The following is a 14,881-nucleotide window of genomic DNA, read 5'->3' as shown; positions in this document are numbered from 1 at the left end:
CTATGTACACGGCTTTCTCTTTCTCTCGGAGAGCGGCACCCCTGGGTGCCGCAGAAAGCCGAGTACCCCCTACAAGGCCTTTCAGCCCGCTGCGGCACCATGATTGGGAAAGCGTCGGAAAACAAGCCGGTGCCCCCCGTTCCCCTCAGGTCGTCGGCTCAGGTCATCGGCGGTGCGCGGCGCAGCGGACGGCATGCTCCACCGTGGCGGCCATGGTCTGCTGGCCCTGGGCGTTGGGGTGGGCCGGCGCGGCCGGGGCCGGCGCGATGAGGGGTTCGATCCAGCGCTCGCCGGTCGGCTTGCACATGTCATGTACGACCGTCGGGGTGTAGGTGTCGACGAAGCGCGCGCCGTCCGCCGCCGCTTGGTCCGCGATCATCGCGTTGAGCTTCTTCTCGGTGTCCCGCAGGTAGGCGAAGTCACCGGCGGCGAGCGGTACGGCGGAGCTGGTGCAGCCGGCCCCGTCGTCCGGGAACAGGTCGGGATAGCCGGCCGGCCACCAGGACCTCGGCGTACGGAGTCCGCTGCCGTAGGGCGTCCAGCGCGTCGGCGATCGTGGGAACTATGTCGTCGACGCGCTGCGCCAGCCGGTCGGTGCCGTCGCTCGTCAAGAAGGTCTGGCACGGGTTGCCCGTCGGGTCCTTGACGGCCAGTCCGACGCAGGTGGCCAGGTTGCTGGAGAAGCCGAGGGCGTTGCCGCCGATGGTCACGCTGACCACGTCCGTGTCCGCGCCGAGCGCGTCCAGTTGTGGCGGTCGCCAACCCTGGGGTCCGGACAGGGCAGTTGTGGTCGCGCTGAAGCAACTGACGTCGGTCCCCTGCCAGTTCCTCGCTACCGAGAGGAGGACGGGTGGTTCTGGTCGGACCGGGCGCACGTGGTGTCGACCTGGGTCAGGATGCCGGGGCCGGAGGCGTAGGAGTCGCCCACGTGAGGGTGCACGCTCTGGCGAAGTCGTCGCCGGAGGCTGTCACGAGGGCGTTGACCGGGCCCTTCGCTTCGTGGTCCTCCCACAGTTCGTCGATGAGGGTGTCGCGGTGGACGAACGCTCCCCAGCGAGCGGCAGCCGGGCGACGATCGCGCGGGAGAGGGCGCCCGGAAGTGTGACGGCACCGTTCCCGTCGGCCGACTCCACGCGGCCGAGCAGTCGGAGGCGCAGGGCGTCGTCGTTCAAATGTCAGCCCCAATCGGCGGTTCCGAGGCCCGAAACCTGGATTCCCACCCTGGATTCCGGCATGCCCTGACCGTACGAGGCAGTCGGTGGTTACCCGCAAGGCACACTAGTACCCATTGGGTACTGTTGGCGTATGAACCAGACATCAGACCTCTGCGAGGACCCCAAGAGCGTCTACTCCGCGGCCTGCCCCTGCCGCGACATGCTGGACCTGCTCGCCAACAAGTGGAGCGCCCTCGCGCTGGGCGCCCTGGAGGACGGGCCCCAGCGCTTCGGCGCACTGCGCGCCCGGCTGCAGGGCGTGAGCCCCAAGGTCCTCACCCAGACGCTGCGCCGCCTGGAGGACTACGGCCTGCTCGACCGCGCGATCTTCGCGGAGGTCCCGCCCCGCGTCGAGTACAGCCTGACCCTGCTCGGCAGGGACGCCTGCGCGCCGCTCTCCCATCTGCGCAGCTGGGTGGAGCAGAACATCGACCGGTTCCCGGAGTCCGCCTGACCTGACGAGGCCTGCCCTGACGACACGCGGAGTTCCTCACAGCCTCTCTACCTGGATGGTTTCTCTTGGGAAGTAGGATCCCTTGATGGTTACTACCTCCCGATAGGTACCTTGCGGGTCGTGGCCGCCGATCCTCGTCGGCCCACCGCACGAGTCGAGGAGATCCATGATGGGCGAGACCCGGAAGTCGGCGACGATGCCCGCCGTCGCGTATCGCAAGAGCCTGCCGATCGACGACGCCGAGAGCCTGGTGGACGTCGAACTGCCCGTGCCCGAGCCGGGTCCGCACGATCTGCTGGTCCAGGTGGAGGCCGTCGCGGTCAACCCCGTGGACTACAAGGTCCGGCAGAGCAACGACCCGGGCGGAGAACTCAAGGTGCTCGGCTGGGACGCCGCCGGTACGGTCGTCGCGGTCGGCGAGCAGGTGGAGTTGTTCGAGGTCGGCGACGAGGTCTTCTACGCCGGCGCGATCGACCGACCGGGCACCAACTCCCGTTTCCACACGGTCGACGAGCGCATCGTCGGCCGGAAGCCCGGCACGCTCTCCTTCGCCGAGGCGGCGGCGCTGCCGCTGACCTCCCTCACCGCCTGGGAGGGGTTGTTCGAACGCCTCGGTCTGCGCGAGGGCGCCACGGAGGAGATCGGCACGCTGCTGGTGACCGCGGCGGCGGGCGGTGTGGGAGCCATGGTCGCTCAACTGGCCCGGGCCCTCACCGGGTTGACCGTGATCGGCACCGCCTCCCGGCCGGAGACCGTCGAGTTCGCGCGTCGTATGGGCGTGACACATGTGGTCGACCACCATCGTCCACTGCCGGCGCAGGTGGCCGAGGTGGCGCCCGGCGGGGTCGACCACATCTTCGGCACCGCGGGTACGGACCGGAACCTCGCCGCGTACGCCGACATGCTCAAGCCGTTCGGCGGGCTGGTGGCGATCGACGACTTCGGTTCCGTGGAGATCGGCCTGCTGAAGGCGAAGAGCATCTCCTTCCACTGGGAACTCATGTTCACGCGCTCCCTGTTCAGGACCCCGGACCAGGTGACGCAGCACCATATCCTCGACCGGATCGCCCAACTCGTGGACGAGGGCGCCCTGCAGACCACGGCCACGCAGGACCTCGGCACGATCAACGCCGCGAACCTCCGCGAGGCGCATCGCATCCTGGAGTCCGGCAGCGCCATCGGCAAGGTGACGCTCACCGGATTCTGAGTCCGCTGTGAACCTCCTTCTTCCCCGCCCCGTTCACAGAGCGGATCCCCGCTTGCAGGGCGGAGGGAGAACAGGCCTTCTCGTAACCATCGAAAGGTGACGGGCATGCAATTGGTGAGGTTCACGCAGGAGCAGAGAATAGGCCATCTGCTCAGCTGGGCACATGAATGGACCGGAACCAGGCGAGGGCGAAGTATGTGGGCGTACTCCCTGAGCCTGGGGGTTCTCACGCCCTTCTGAACGACTGGGTCAACAACGAACGACTCATGAATCGCCTTGCTCCGGAGGAGAGGAGTGCGGTGGAGGCGGCACGCCGGCGGGCGACTCGACGCGAGACCGCCGCGGATCGGGTGGCTCAGTAGCCAGGGGTACTCGTACGTCGTTCACCGCAGGAGAAAGGGAGTGCCGAGGCTGTCGGCGCTCCCTCTCCGCGTTCCGGCGGGCGTCGCCCTCTTTCGGCGCCGCCGACCGCTCACGGGGTGTACCCCCGCTCGGCCAACGCGGCCCGGAGAGCCCTGAGGGCAAGGTGCGGCCGGGACTTGACCGTGCCCGGCGGTATGCCCAGCGTCTCCGCGTCGAACGCCAGGCCGTAGGAGAAGCTGAGCCCCGTGGCCACCACGCGCGATGTCCCGTCCGGGACGGCGACGATCTCTCCGTTGCCGTCGGTGACATAGGTCGTGGTGCCGAAGCGGGCCACACCGCAGAGCGAGGGCAGGCCGGCGGCCAGGGTGCGGCGAGCGCCCGTGGCGAGGGTGACCTGTTGGAGCGTGCCGTCGAAGGTGGTGATGTACGCGCTGCCGTCGGCGACGGCCACTCCGCGGAGGTTGCCCAGACCGGTGGTGACCGTGTCAAGCGCTCCGCTGGCCAGGTCCAGCTTGAGCAGATCGCCTCCCGAGTACGCCAGGTACAGCGCGCCCGCGTTGTCGGAGGCGAGGGCGACCGGTGAACCGGCCGTCGGCGCGATCCGTACGCAGTCCGTGAACGGGCACTTGACGTCACCCGTCGCGGCAACTGCCGGCGCGGCGAGGGTCGTTGTCGCCCCCGACGCCAGCAACGCGCCGAGTGCCGGCGCCACGCCGAGCGCGCCCGCGGCTGGTGAGCCAGCGGGCGGGGCGGTCGAGCGGGAGTCGCGTCGCGGTCCTGGATCTCATCATTGAGTCCATCCGTTCCTGTCCGTCGACGATGGGTACGCGCCCACGGGATCGCCGCGGGCGCCGCATTGGCTACGCGCGGGGGTACGGGGAGGTTCACCGAAGGGGTCGGATTCAGGTCCGGACTTCAAAGGGCGGGCGGCACACGACCCCCAGCGTCACCGGGCCCGCCCCCAGCGGCCGAAGTGGCGGCCCGATCACCCTGCCGCCAGGCTGACAGCAGACGCGCCATCACACAGGACGAACAAGACCGCACGGACACGCGGACACGCAGACACACAAGGGGACTGGTTCCACATGCAGATCGATCTGACCGGACGCACCGCCCTGGTGACGGGCTCGACACAGGGCATCGGCGCGGCGATCGCCGCCGGACTCGCGCGCTCCGGCGCCCGGGTCGGGGTGAACGGCCGGGACGAGCAGCGGGTCGCGGAGGGCGTGGCGCGGCTCGCGGCGGAGGTCCCCGGTGCGGACTTCGTCCCCGTGGCCGCCGACGTCGCGAACGAGGAGGGCGCCCAGCGTGTCCTGGAGGCACTGCCGGAGGTGGACATCCTCGTCAACAACCTGGGCATCTTCGGCTCCGCCGACCCACTGGAGATCAGCGACGAGGAATGGCGCCGCTACTTCGAGGTGAACGTGCTGGCCGCGGTACGGCTGACCCGGATGTACCTGCCGGGCATGACGGCACGCGGCTGGGGCCGGATCCAGAACATCTCCAGCGACTCGGCGGTCGTCATCCCGGCCGAGATGATCCACTACGGCATGTCCAAGACCGCGCTCCTCGCCATCGGCCGCGGCTTCGCGAAGCAGGCGGCCGGCACCGGCGTGACGGTCAACTCGGTCATCGCCGGACCCACCCACACCGGCGGCGTCGAGGACTTCGTCTACGAACTCGTCGACCGCGACCTGCCCTGGGAGGAGGCCCAGCGGGAGTTCATGCGGAAGCACCGGCCGCAGTCCCTCCTGCAACGGCTGATCGAGCCCGAGGAGATCGCCCACATGGTGGTCTACCTCAGCTCCGACCAGGCGTCGGCCACCACGGGCGGAGCCCTGCGCGTCGACGGCGGATACATCGACTCGATCCTGCCCTAGCGCCCTCAACTCATAGTCGCCGCACGCACTTTGTCCCCCAGAACTATGGTGTCCCACCACATGTACCGCTGACGTGCCCCTTCCTACCGTGTGGCGCACATGGCCTCGGCAACCCCCGCTCCCCCACCCCCCGCCAACCTCAGACGCATCGCCGCCGCCAGCCTCATCGGCACCACCATCGAGTGGTACGACTTCTTCCTCTACGGCTCCGCGGCGGCGCTCGTCTTCAACAGACTCTTCCCCGACTCCGACCCGTTCGTCGGCACCCCGCTCTCCTTCCTGACCTACGCCGTGGGCTTCGCGGCCCGCCCGCTCGGTCGGTCTGATCCTGCACGGCGCGATGTACGCACCCCAAGCCGCCGCTCTCTTCTCCAAGACGTTCGCGACCCGGATGCGCTACTCCGGCGCTTCCATCGGCGCCCGGTTCGCCTCGGTCGCGGCGGGCGCCCCGGCCCGGCTGATCGCCACCGCCCTGCTGGCCGACTACGACAGCTCGACCCCGATCGCCCTGTACGTGATCGCGGCGGTCGTCCTGACCCTGATCGCGGTGGGCCTGGCCAAGGAGACCCGGCACCGCGACCTGACCGAGATCGAGACCACCACGGACGACCGGCCCGCGACCGCGACCGCGACGGACACGGCGCGTGCGACGGACGCCGCGGACGCCCGCACCGCCTGAACTCCACGCGCGGTACCGGCCCTCGTACGCCTCGCGCCTACGAAGGTCACCGGCGCACCGGAACCGCCAACCTCCTTAGTCTCAGCGCGAGTTGGATCTCCAGGACGCGTCCCGGTTCCTGCCAGTCCTCGCCGAGGAGCCGGCCCACCCGTTCCAGCCGCTGGGCGACGGTGTTGACGTGGACGTGCAGGTCGTCCTTCGTCCGGGCCGGGCTCATCCCGCAGGCGAAGTAGGCGTCCAGGGTGCGCAGCAGATCCGTACCGCGCCGCTCGTCGTACCGCACGAGCTGCCCGATGGTCCGCTCGACGAAGCCTCCGATGTCCCGGTCCCCGGCGAGGAGCAGCCCGAGGAAGCCGAAGTCCTCGGCGGCTGCACCGTCTCCGGTACGGCCCAGCAGCCGCAGGGCGTCGAGGCAGCGGCGTCCTTCCTCGTAGGCGGCGACCACGGCGTCGGGTCGGGCGCCGGGTTTCTCGACGGCGGCGGAGGCGCCGACGGTGACCGCTTCGTGGACCGCCGCTCCCAGGTGGGCGGCGGTGCGCCGGGCCAGGTCCGTGGCGGTGTCGCCGGGATCGATGGGCAGCAGCAGGACGGTTCCGCCGTCGCGGGCGGCTGCCAGTCCGTGCCGGGTGCCGGCGAGGTGCGAGGCGGCGGACCACAGGCGTCTGCGGGCGGCGGCCTCGTGGTCGGCGTCGGCGGCCGTGCCGTCGAGCCGGGCGGCGAGGACGACATGGGTGGTGTCCAGGTCGGCGTCCAGTCTGGACGCGCGCTCCCGCAGCAGGCGTGGGTCGCGGTCGCGGGCGTCGAGCAGGTCGTCCAACAGCTCGCCGCGCACGCGCTGTTCGGCTTCGGCGGCCGACCGTCGGGCGAGCAGGAGCAGGGAGGTGACCATGGCGGCGCGCTCCAGGGTGCGCTGGTCGACGGGGTCGAGGCCGGGGTGGCCGCGCAGGACGAGCGCGCCGAGCAGTTCGCCGCCGGCGGCCACGGCAGCGATCCAGTCGTCCCGGTGCCGTACCGCGTGGCCTTCGACGCGGGACGCTTCCAATGCCTTCGTGGGCGCGGTGTCGGTCTCGGTGAACTCGACCACTCCGTCGAGGACTTGGGACACCGCGGCGGCGACGTCGTGGATCCCGCCGCCGCGCAGGACGACTTCGGCGAGGCGGTCGTGGACGTCCGAGGCGCGCTCGATGACTCCGCTGCGGTCCTGGATGATCTCGTTGGCGCGCCCCAGACCGGCGAGAGCCGAGCGGGTCTCGGTGAGCAGATTCGCGGTGTCGATGGCGGCGGCGGCGAGCGCGGCGAAGGAGCCGAGCAGTGCGATCTGCTCCCGCTCGAAGACCCGCGCCCGCCGGTCCGCCGCGAACAGCACCCCGATGACCCGGTGCCCGAGCATCAGCGGCACCCCGAGGATCGCCACCAGCCCCTCGTCCTGCACCCCGGAGTCGATGGTGAGGGTGTGCTGGAAACGGTCGTCCTTGAAGTAGTCGTCGGTGACGTACGGCCGTGCCGTCTGGGCCACGAGTCCGCCGAGTCCCTCCCCCATGCCCAGCCGCAGCTGCTGGAAGCGGGCCGCGACCGATCCCTCGGTCACCCGCATGTAAGTGTCGCCCCTGGCCGGGTCGTTGAGGCTGAGGTAGGCGATGTCGGTGCCGAGCAGCGACCGGGCCCGTTGGACGATCGCCTGCAGTACGGCGTCCAGGTCGCGCAGTCCGGCGAGGTCGTGGGCCGTCTCGAAGAGCGCGGACAGCTCGGCCTCGCGCCGTCGGCGTCCCTCCAGCTCCGAACGCACGCGCAGCGCGAGGGTCTTGGCGTGTTCGAGCCCGGCGATCAGCTCGGCCGCTCTTCCCTCGGCGCGGGCGAGCAGCACGGGCCGCTCATAGGCCTCGGCGGAGGCGCCCCGGGCGAGCAGCTCCAGGAACGGCGTCTCGGCACTGCTCGGTCGCGCTGCGGCACCGGTGACGGTGGCGGAACGCTCGGCGGACTGCACGTGATCGCTGGACATGCTCACAGGATTCCCCATCGCCCGGCCGGCCGGTCAGGCCTGTGGATAACTCGAGAATCGGCTGCGCACCCGGTGCTTCAGTGCGCGGTCCACCCGCCGTCCAGCACCAGCGAGGTTCCGGTCACGAAGGACGCGTGCGGGCCGCACAGATAGGCAACGGCCTCGGCGACCTCCTCCGGTTCGATGAGCCGTTTCACCGCGCTGTCCCGCAGAAGCACGTCGGTCAGCACGCGCTCCTCCGGAATGCCGTGCGCCTGTGCCTGGTCGGCGAGCTGGCGCTCGACCAGAGGGGTGCGCACATAGGCGGGGTTCACACAGTTCGAGGTGACGCCATGGGGTGCCCCTTCGAGCGCGGCGGTCTTGGAGAGTCCCTCCAGACCGTGCTTGGCGGCCACATACGCGGACTTGAAGGCGGAGGCGCGCAGCCCATGGACGGAGGACATATTGACGATCCGCCCCCAGCCCTGCCCGTACATGTGGGGCAGGGCGCCGCGGATGAGCCGGAAGGGTGCTTCCAGCATCACGGTGAGCACCGTGTGGAAGACGTCGGGCGGGAACTCCTCGATGGGGCGCACCAGTTGCAGCCCCGCGTTGTTCACCAGGACGTCCGTGCCGGCGGCGGCGTGCTCGGCGGCGTCCAGGTCGGTGAGGTCGAGGACATGTGGTTCGACGGCGCCCGCGAGGTCCTGCGCCTGCTCGGCGAGCTCCGCGAGTCCCGGGGCGTCCATGTCGACCGCTCTGACCTTGGCCCCGGCGGCCGCCAGCCGCAGCGTGCAGGCACGGCCGATACCGCCGGCCGCTCCGGTGACGAGGGCGGTGCGGCCGCTGAGGTCGAGGAGGGTCGCGTGGGTCCCCGGGAGGGTGCTGGGCACGGTCATGTGTGGAGCCTAGACAGCGTCCCCGCCCCACTGCATATGGGCCGAGCACATACTTCAGTCAGAATTCGTAGTGTCAAACCATGTGGGTGCGTCGGCCAGGGTCTGCTTGATCCGGAACAGCTGGTGATCGCTGAGCTCGGGCAGCGCGTCCAGCTCGAACCAGCCGACCTCCAGCGACTCGTCGTCGTTCACGGCCGCCTCACCACCGACGGCCCGGCACCGCAGCGTGATGTCCATGAACTGACACGCGTCACCGTTGGGATAGCTGATCGGTCCCCCGGCCTTCACCATGACGACCCGTTCCGCGACGCACTCGACGGCCGTCTCCTCGAACACCTCGCGTACCGCGCAGACCGCGGGCTGCTCACCGGGCTCGGGAATACCGGAGGGCAGCGCCCACTCGTGGTTGTCCGCCCGCTTGCCCAGCAGGATGCGACCCGCGTCGTCGAAGACAACGGCGCTGACCCCGGGAAGCCACAGCAGTTGATGCCCCGCGGAGGCACGGATCGTACGGATGAAATCAGGAGTGGCCATGCTCCGACCCTAACGGGACGATCCATGGCCACTCCACGAACTGCCGTGCGCGCGACGGGCGTACAGCAGGCGTACGGCTACACGTCGCCCGCGCGCCGCCCGCGCACAGCGGCGGCGACCGCCCAGCCGAGGCCGGCCGCGGCAATGAGCACCAAGGCCATCTCGGGCAGGATGCCGAGCTTCGTGGCCGGGGTCTCCGAGGAGCGCAACGGCACCTTCTGGACCAGGGAGTCGGCGACGAACATGCCGGTCTTCTGGGTGATCTTCCCGTCCGGCATGATGATCGCGCTGACGCCACTGGTCACCGGGACGGTGACGGTCCGGCTGTGTTCGACCGCGCGGACCCGGGACATGGCGAGCTGCTGGTAGGTCATCTCGCTGCGGTCGAAGGTCGCGTTGTTGCTGGGCACGGAGATCAGCTGGGCGCCGTCGGTGACCTCGGAGCGCACGGCCCAGTCGAAGGCGGCCTCGTAGCAGGTGACGAGGCCGATCTTGGCGCCGTTCATGGTGAAGACGCCCGGCTTGGTGCCCCGGCTGAAGTCCTGGCGGACCATGCTGGTCCAGTTCTTGTTGATCGCCCCGAGCAGCGAGCGCATCGGGAGGTACTCGCCGAACGGCTGGATCTGCCGCTTGTCGTAGGTGTCGGTCGGGCCCTTCACGGGGTCCCAGAGGATCTGCTCGTTGTAGAGCTTGCCACCCCGTTCGACGACACCGCCGACCGAGATGGGCGCGCCGATCGCCTTGGCCGCCGCGTCGATGTCGGTGTATGCCTGGGCGTCGGCGAAGGGGTCGACGTCGGAGGAGTTCTCCGGCCACAGGACGACATCGGGCTTGGCGACCTTGCCCGCCTTGACCTTCGCGGCCAGCCGCAGGGTCTCCTTGACGTGGTAGTCGAGCACGGCCCGTCGTTGGGCGTTGAACTCCAGCCCCGCGCGCGGGACGTTGCCCTGGATGACCGCGACCGTCGTGGTGCCGTCCTCGGCCTTGTCGCTCACCAGTGACCGCGCGGCCACCGCGCCGACCACCGGTACGGCCACGCTCAGCAGGGCCACGGCCGCGGCGGACCGCCGCACGACACGGGTGTTCCGGCTCTCCAGGGCCAGGCGGACGATCTCGTACAGGCCGAAGCCGCACAGGGCGACCGCGAAGCCGAGGACCGGTGTGCCGCCCACCGCGGCGAGCGGCAGGAAGACGCCGTCCGCCTGGCCGAACGCGATCTTGCCCCAGGGGAAGCCGTGGAAGGGGACACGCGCGCGTACCGCCTCACCGGCGATCCACAGTGCCGCCGCCCACAGCGGCCAGGCGGGCAGCTTCGAGACCGCGGTGATGGCCGCGCCGACCAGCGCGACGAAGATCGCCTCGACCACGACCAGGGCGATCCAGGGCCCGGGGCCGACTTCCACGCCGGTCCACACCAGCAGCGGCAGCAGGAATCCGAGGCCGAAGAGGTAGCCCAGTCCGAGGCCCGCCTTCCAGCCGCGGCCGCGCAGCACCCACCCGAAACAGGCGAACGCGGGCAGCGCCAGCCACCACAGGGTGCGCGGCGGGAAACTGACGTAGAGCAGCACTCCGGAGAGCGCGGCTACGGCGGCCGGAACCAGACGGACGAGGCGCGATGCGGGCGCGGCCTGCGGCTTCAGCTGGTCCGACTCGTCCACGGAAGTTGCGGTGACGGTCACTCCGGGAGTGTACGGCGGTCGGCCCCGGCGTTCACAGCACGGTCCGGATGGCAGCCCGGGGCACTGAGCAGAGCCGCGGCAGCATCGTTCCTGCGCAACTCGTCCACAAATCGGTCATCAGCCGTTACGGTGTGCCGGAGCCCCTGTCGCGCGGTCGGTCCAGGCCAGGACGTCGGGGGCCGGTCACGGGTCGGGGGCGGCCCGGTTCAGGGGGCGCGGGGTGGGTTCCACGGGGGCGGCGTCGGCGACCGGTCCGGACGCCGACAGTGAAAGACGAAACGTTTCGGATGCGGCGGGCATCGCGGTGCTCGGATCGTGTGCCGCGTGGTCGCTGATCACCGCCGCCATGCACGACGGCCGTCCGGAGGGCGTGCTGCTCGCGGTCCTGGCGGTCGCCGCCGGTTACGCGTCGGGGCGGATCTCCGGAGCACTCGTACCGGTCGCCGCGCCCTGTGCGGGAGCGCTGGCCGGGCTCGGCATGGCGCTGGCCGAACCGCATCTCGCCCCGGGCCCCCAGTTCGCCGTCCCGCTCGGTCATGCCGGTGCGACCGCGACCCTGCTGACCTTGGCCGTGGGTTCCGCGTGCTGCTCCGCCTGGGCCGCCTCGGCACCGGCCCTGCGCCTCACGCTGCGGCTCCTGGCGGCCGGGATCACCGTCAGCGCGGCCGTCCTGGGCTCGCTCTCGGGATTCGTCCTGTGCACGGCGGTACTGCTGTGCTCGCTCGCCGCCGGCCGGATGCGGCACCGCGGTCTCGGTATCGCGGGTCTGGGTCTGGCCACGGCGCTGGTGACCGGCGCGACCTGGGCCGTCGCCGGAAACGTGCTCCCGGACGGACTGACCGCGTCCCTGGAGGGCCAGTTGACCCCGCACCGGGTCCAGCTGTGGCAGGACGCCCTGCACATGGCGCACCAGCATTCCGCCCTGGGGGTGGGCCCAGGGCGCTTCGGAGAGCTGAGCAGCGCGGCGGCCGAGGCTCTGCTCCCGGACGGCAAACCGCACTCCGCGCCGCTTCAGCTGGCGGCCGAGCAGGGAATCGTCGGCGTGCTCCTGCTGGCGGCGGCCTACGGGTGGGTGCTGCACGCGCTGTGGCGCACCACGCGCTCCACTCCGATCGCGCTCACCGCGGGTGCCGCGCTGACGGGGCTCGCGATCGTCGCCTCGGTCGGCAACGCGCTGAGCTTCACCTCGGTGTCGGTCGGCGCCGGTTTCCTGGCCGGGCTGGCCACGGCCCACCCGATCGCCGAGGACGCCTCACGCACCACGCCGGACGCACACGCGCGTGGGGACCAGTTGGCCCCGTGACGGGCGAGGAACGCGTCAGAGCACCGCGCCGGGCTTGGGCGGTGCCAGCCGGTCCGTGATGATCCGTACGGCCGCCTCCGCGTTGTCCACGGTGATCGTGAACGTGTGCCCGTCCCACAGTCGCAGGACGATGCCCTCACCACGCCGTACGACGACGGCGGTGCCCTTCTCGGGCCGCCAGCGGTAGCCCCAGCCGCCCCACTGGCGCGGGGTGACGTGCGGGGCGAACTCGGCGCCCGCGACGCTCGCGAGGGGGATGCGGCGGCGCGGCAGACCGATGTGGCCGCAGCGCACTTCGAGGGACTCCGTGTCCACCTTCAGGCCGACGTGCACGAAGGCGAGCGTGCCGAACAGCATGAGCAGTCCGGCCGCGATGCACCCGACGACGGACATGACGAGCGGGGCGATGCCGGACGTCCAGGTGGAGTCCACGGCCAGCTCTATACCGAGCGCCATGCAGGCGGCACCGGCGAGCGCCAGCAGCCACTGGAACCGGTTCGTCGCGCGTCCGGTCCAGATCTCGGTCTGCGGGAAGGTTTCGTCGCGGGGGTGGTCCCTCATGCCTACGAGACTACTCAGGTTTCGCTGCGCGGGTACGTCGTTGCGGAGGGTGACCGTTTTGTGCGGCGACACGGTGGACGCACAGGATCCGGTCCCCCACCGGTGCTCAGTGGGCGGGCGTGACGGCCCGCAGGAGTCGACCCTCGGCGTAGACCGACGCGGCGGCGGGCAGCGCGCCCTCGCGGCCGTTCAGGAGCACCGTCACGGTGCCGTCGGGCAACGCCTCGGGGGCGGGCTTTTCACCGATCCGGCGCAGTGCCTGGGCGGCCACCGCGTCGGCGGAACCGTGCAGGACGAGCGGCGGGCGGTCGGGGCGCTGCACGGCGGCACGGATGCGTTCGGCGACCAGCTCGTAATGGGTGCAGCCCAGGACGACGGTCGTTACATCGTCGGGGGTCAGCTCGGCGGCCGCGGTGACGGCGGCGTCGATGGCCGCCTCGTCCCCGTGCTCCACGGCCTCGGCCAGTCCCCAGCACGGGATCTCGGTCACCGGTACGCCGTCGGCGAAGTCCTTGATGAGGCCACGCTGGTAGGGGCTGCCGGTGGTGGCGGGCGTCGCCCAGATCGCGAAGGGCGTGCCGCCGGCGGCGGCCGGCTTGATCGCCGGGACGGTGCCGATGACCGGGATGCCGGGCTCCAGGTGGTCGCGCAGGACCGTCAGGGCGTGCACGGTCGCGGTGTTGCAGCCGATGATCAGGGCGTCGGGCCGGTGCGCTGCGGCTGCCTCGGCGACGGCCAGTGCGCGCTGGGCGACGTCTTCCGGTGTCCGCGGCCCGTAGGGCATGCCTTCGGGGTCCAGGGAGAGTACGAGATCCGCGTCGGGGCGCACCCGGCGTACCGCCGCGGTGGCCGCCAGAAGGCCGATTCCGGAGTCCATCAGCGCGATCTTCACCCGGCCACGATAGACGATGGCCTCTGTGGATCCGCTGCCGTGGGGCAGACTGCGCCCGTGAGCGCCATCGTGTGGATCGCCGCCGGATCCTTCGCCGCCTGGCTGTGGCTGCTGTTCTGTCAGGGCTTCTTCTGGCGCACCGACATCAGACTCCCGGCCCGCACCGACCCGGACCACTGGCCATCGGTGTGCGTGGTGGTCCCGGCCCGCGACGAGGCCGCCGTACTGCCCGAGAGCCTGCCGTCGCTCCTCGCCCAGGACTATCCCGGGCGGGCGGAGATCTTCCTTGTCGACGACGGCAGTTCGGACGGCACCGGGGAGCTGGCCCGCGAGCTGTCCTCCCGGCACGGCGGGCTGCCGCTGACCGTGGACTCCCCCGGCGAACCGCCGGCCGGTTGGACGGGCAAGCTGTGGGCCGTACGGCACGGCATCGGCCTGGCACGCGCGCGTGGCCCCGAGTACCTGCTGCTGACGGACGCGGACATCGCGCACGCCCCGGACAGTCTGCGGGAGTTGGTGGCGGCTGCCCGCAGCGGCGGTTTCGACGCCGTGTCGCTGATGGCCCGGCTGCGCGTGGAGAGCCTGTGGGAGCGGCTCGTGGTGCCGGCGTTCGTCTACTTCTTCGCGCAGCTGTATCCGTTCCGTCGGATCGGCAGGCGGTCGGCGCGGACGTCGGCCGCCGCAGGGGGGTGCGTCCTGCTGCGCACCGACGCCGCCGAGCGGGCGCGGATCCCGGACGCGATCCGGCAGGCGGTGATCGACGACGTGGCGCTCGCGCGGGCCGTCAAGGGCGCCGGGGGCCACATCTGGCTGGGGCTCGCCGAGCGGGTGGACAGCGTGCGCCCGTATCCGCGGCTGCACGACCTGTGGCGGATGGTCTCGCGCAGCGCGTACGCGCAACTGCGACACAACCCGCTGCTCCTCCTGGGGACCGTCCTCGGGCTGGCGCTGGTGTATCTCGTGCCCCCGGTGGCCCTGTTCTCCGGTCTGGCCGCCGGGAGTACGGCGACCGCGGTCCTCGGCGGTCTCGCGTGGCTGGTGATGACGGGGACGTACGTCCCGATGCTCCGCTACTACGGGCAGCCGCTGTGGCTCGCCCCCCTGTTGCCGTTCACCGCGTTTCTGTACCTCCTGATGACCGTCGATTCCGCGGTGCAGCACTACAGGGGACGCGGTGCGGCCTGGAAGGGCCGCACCTACGCGCGTCCTGACGCCGTCGTCGGCGACGAGAGCTGACG

The 14,881-nt window shown here is 71.0% G+C and carries 14 protein-coding genes and 1 pseudogene; 6 read left to right on the top strand and 9 right to left on the bottom strand.

Annotated features, from left to right (window positions below):
- Positions 1-163: 163 nt before the first annotated feature.
- Positions 164-379, bottom strand: coding sequence for a hypothetical protein (locus tag OG226_RS43595; protein WP_329352181.1), 216 nt, complete (start codon positions 377-379; stop codon positions 164-166).
- Between the two features lie 40 nt (positions 380-419).
- Positions 420-719 (bottom strand): hypothetical protein, encoded by a 300-nt coding sequence (locus OG226_RS43590; protein ID WP_329352180.1) that lies wholly within the window; start codon positions 717-719, stop codon positions 420-422.
- A 586-nt stretch (positions 720-1,305) separates the two neighbouring features.
- Between OG226_RS43590 and OG226_RS43585 the strand changes: the two genes are divergently transcribed.
- Both OG226_RS43585 and OG226_RS43580 read left to right on the top strand, forming a co-directional pair.
- Positions 1,306-1,668, top strand: coding sequence for a winged helix-turn-helix transcriptional regulator (locus OG226_RS43585; protein ID WP_329352178.1), 363 nt, complete (start codon positions 1,306-1,308; stop codon positions 1,666-1,668).
- A 166-nt stretch (positions 1,669-1,834) separates the two neighbouring features.
- The gene (locus OG226_RS43580) at positions 1,835-2,875 is read left to right on the top strand and encodes a zinc-binding alcohol dehydrogenase family protein (protein WP_329352176.1); all 1,041 of its coding nucleotides are present in this window, start codon (positions 1,835-1,837) and stop codon (positions 2,873-2,875) included.
- A gap of 472 nt (positions 2,876-3,347) precedes the next feature.
- Here the strand turns inward: OG226_RS43580 and OG226_RS43575 are convergent, their stop codons facing one another.
- Complete coding sequence (locus tag OG226_RS43575; RefSeq protein ID WP_329352175.1) at positions 3,348-3,950, bottom strand: hypothetical protein; 603 nt, start codon at positions 3,948-3,950, stop codon at positions 3,348-3,350.
- Positions 3,951-4,323: 373 nt separating this feature from the next.
- Between OG226_RS43575 and OG226_RS43570 the strand changes: the two genes are divergently transcribed.
- Together OG226_RS43570 and OG226_RS51725 are read left to right on the top strand one after the other, a co-directional pair.
- A complete protein-coding gene (locus tag OG226_RS43570) occupies positions 4,324-5,118 on the top strand; it encodes an SDR family NAD(P)-dependent oxidoreductase (RefSeq protein WP_329352174.1) in 795 nt (264 codons plus the stop codon).
- Positions 5,119-5,425: 307 nt separating this feature from the next.
- Positions 5,426-5,797: pseudogene (locus tag OG226_RS51725) on the top strand (MFS transporter); the annotation flags it as partial.
- Positions 5,798-5,843: 46 nt separating this feature from the next.
- Here the strand turns inward: OG226_RS51725 and OG226_RS43560 are convergent.
- From OG226_RS43560 to lnt, 4 genes are all read right to left on the bottom strand, one after another.
- Positions 5,844-7,796, bottom strand: a complete 1,953-nt coding sequence (locus tag OG226_RS43560; RefSeq protein ID WP_329352173.1) for a helix-turn-helix domain-containing protein — start codon at positions 7,794-7,796, stop codon at positions 5,844-5,846.
- Between the two features lie 77 nt (positions 7,797-7,873).
- A complete protein-coding gene (locus OG226_RS43555) occupies positions 7,874-8,674 on the bottom strand; it encodes a 3-hydroxybutyrate dehydrogenase (RefSeq protein WP_329352172.1) in 801 nt (266 codons plus the stop codon).
- A 54-nt stretch (positions 8,675-8,728) separates the two neighbouring features.
- The gene (locus tag OG226_RS43550) at positions 8,729-9,208 is read right to left on the bottom strand and encodes an NUDIX hydrolase (protein WP_329352171.1); all 480 of its coding nucleotides are present in this window, start codon (positions 9,206-9,208) and stop codon (positions 8,729-8,731) included.
- A 77-nt stretch (positions 9,209-9,285) separates the two neighbouring features.
- A complete protein-coding gene (gene lnt / locus OG226_RS43545; protein ID WP_329352170.1) occupies positions 9,286-10,887 on the bottom strand; it encodes an apolipoprotein N-acyltransferase in 1,602 nt (533 codons plus the stop codon).
- Between the two features lie 346 nt (positions 10,888-11,233).
- Between lnt and OG226_RS43540 the strand changes: the two genes are divergently transcribed.
- On the top strand, positions 11,234-12,190 hold the full coding sequence (locus OG226_RS43540; protein WP_329352169.1) for an O-antigen ligase family protein: 957 nt from the start codon (positions 11,234-11,236) through the stop codon (positions 12,188-12,190).
- A 15-nt stretch (positions 12,191-12,205) separates the two neighbouring features.
- On the opposite strand, the gene OG226_RS43535 is transcribed toward OG226_RS43540, so the two are convergent.
- Positions 12,206-12,751, bottom strand: coding sequence for a hypothetical protein (locus OG226_RS43535; protein WP_329352168.1), 546 nt, complete (start codon positions 12,749-12,751; stop codon positions 12,206-12,208).
- 106 nt (positions 12,752-12,857) lie between these two features.
- Entirely contained in the window at positions 12,858-13,643 is a 786-nt protein-coding gene (locus OG226_RS43530; protein WP_328685070.1) for a glutamate racemase, read from the bottom strand.
- Between the two features lie 57 nt (positions 13,644-13,700).
- On the opposite strand from OG226_RS43530, the gene OG226_RS43525 reads away from it, so the two are divergent.
- Positions 13,701-14,879 carry a glycosyltransferase gene (locus OG226_RS43525; RefSeq protein ID WP_328685069.1) on the top strand — a complete coding sequence of 393 codons (1,179 nt, stop codon included), beginning with the start codon at positions 13,701-13,703 and terminating at the stop codon, positions 14,877-14,879.
- Positions 14,880-14,881: the final 2 nt, after the last annotated feature.

It is taken from the genome of Streptomyces sp. NBC_01261 (assembly GCF_036226385.1).
Taxonomy (GTDB): domain Bacteria; phylum Actinomycetota; class Actinomycetes; order Streptomycetales; family Streptomycetaceae; genus Streptomyces.
The sequence above is the reverse complement of the archived record's forward strand: the minus strand, read 5'-3'. Positions and strand labels throughout refer to the sequence as shown.

What these genes read in the sequence shown, in the direction of transcription:
- OG226_RS43595 (WP_329352181.1), bottom strand. Translation starts at nt 379, where the DNA reads ATGATCGCGGACCAAGCGGCGGCGGACGGCGCGCGCTTCGTCGACACC.
- OG226_RS43585 (WP_329352178.1), top strand. Translation starts at nt 1,306, where the DNA reads ATGAACCAGACATCAGACCTCTGCGAGGACCCCAAGAGCGTCTACTCC.
- OG226_RS43580 (WP_329352176.1), top strand. Translation starts at nt 1,835, where the DNA reads ATGATGGGCGAGACCCGGAAGTCGGCGACGATGCCCGCCGTCGCGTAT.
- OG226_RS43570 (WP_329352174.1), top strand. Translation starts at nt 4,324, where the DNA reads ATGCAGATCGATCTGACCGGACGCACCGCCCTGGTGACGGGCTCGACA.
- OG226_RS43560 (WP_329352173.1), bottom strand. Translation starts at nt 7,796, where the DNA reads ATGTCCAGCGATCACGTGCAGTCCGCCGAGCGTTCCGCCACCGTCACC.
- OG226_RS43555 (WP_329352172.1), bottom strand. Translation starts at nt 8,674, where the DNA reads ATGACCGTGCCCAGCACCCTCCCGGGGACCCACGCGACCCTCCTCGAC.
- OG226_RS43550 (WP_329352171.1), bottom strand. Translation starts at nt 9,208, where the DNA reads ATGGCCACTCCTGATTTCATCCGTACGATCCGTGCCTCCGCGGGGCAT.
- OG226_RS43540 (WP_329352169.1), top strand. Translation starts at nt 11,234, where the DNA reads ATGCACGACGGCCGTCCGGAGGGCGTGCTGCTCGCGGTCCTGGCGGTC.
- OG226_RS43535 (WP_329352168.1), bottom strand. Translation starts at nt 12,751, where the DNA reads ATGAGGGACCACCCCCGCGACGAAACCTTCCCGCAGACCGAGATCTGG.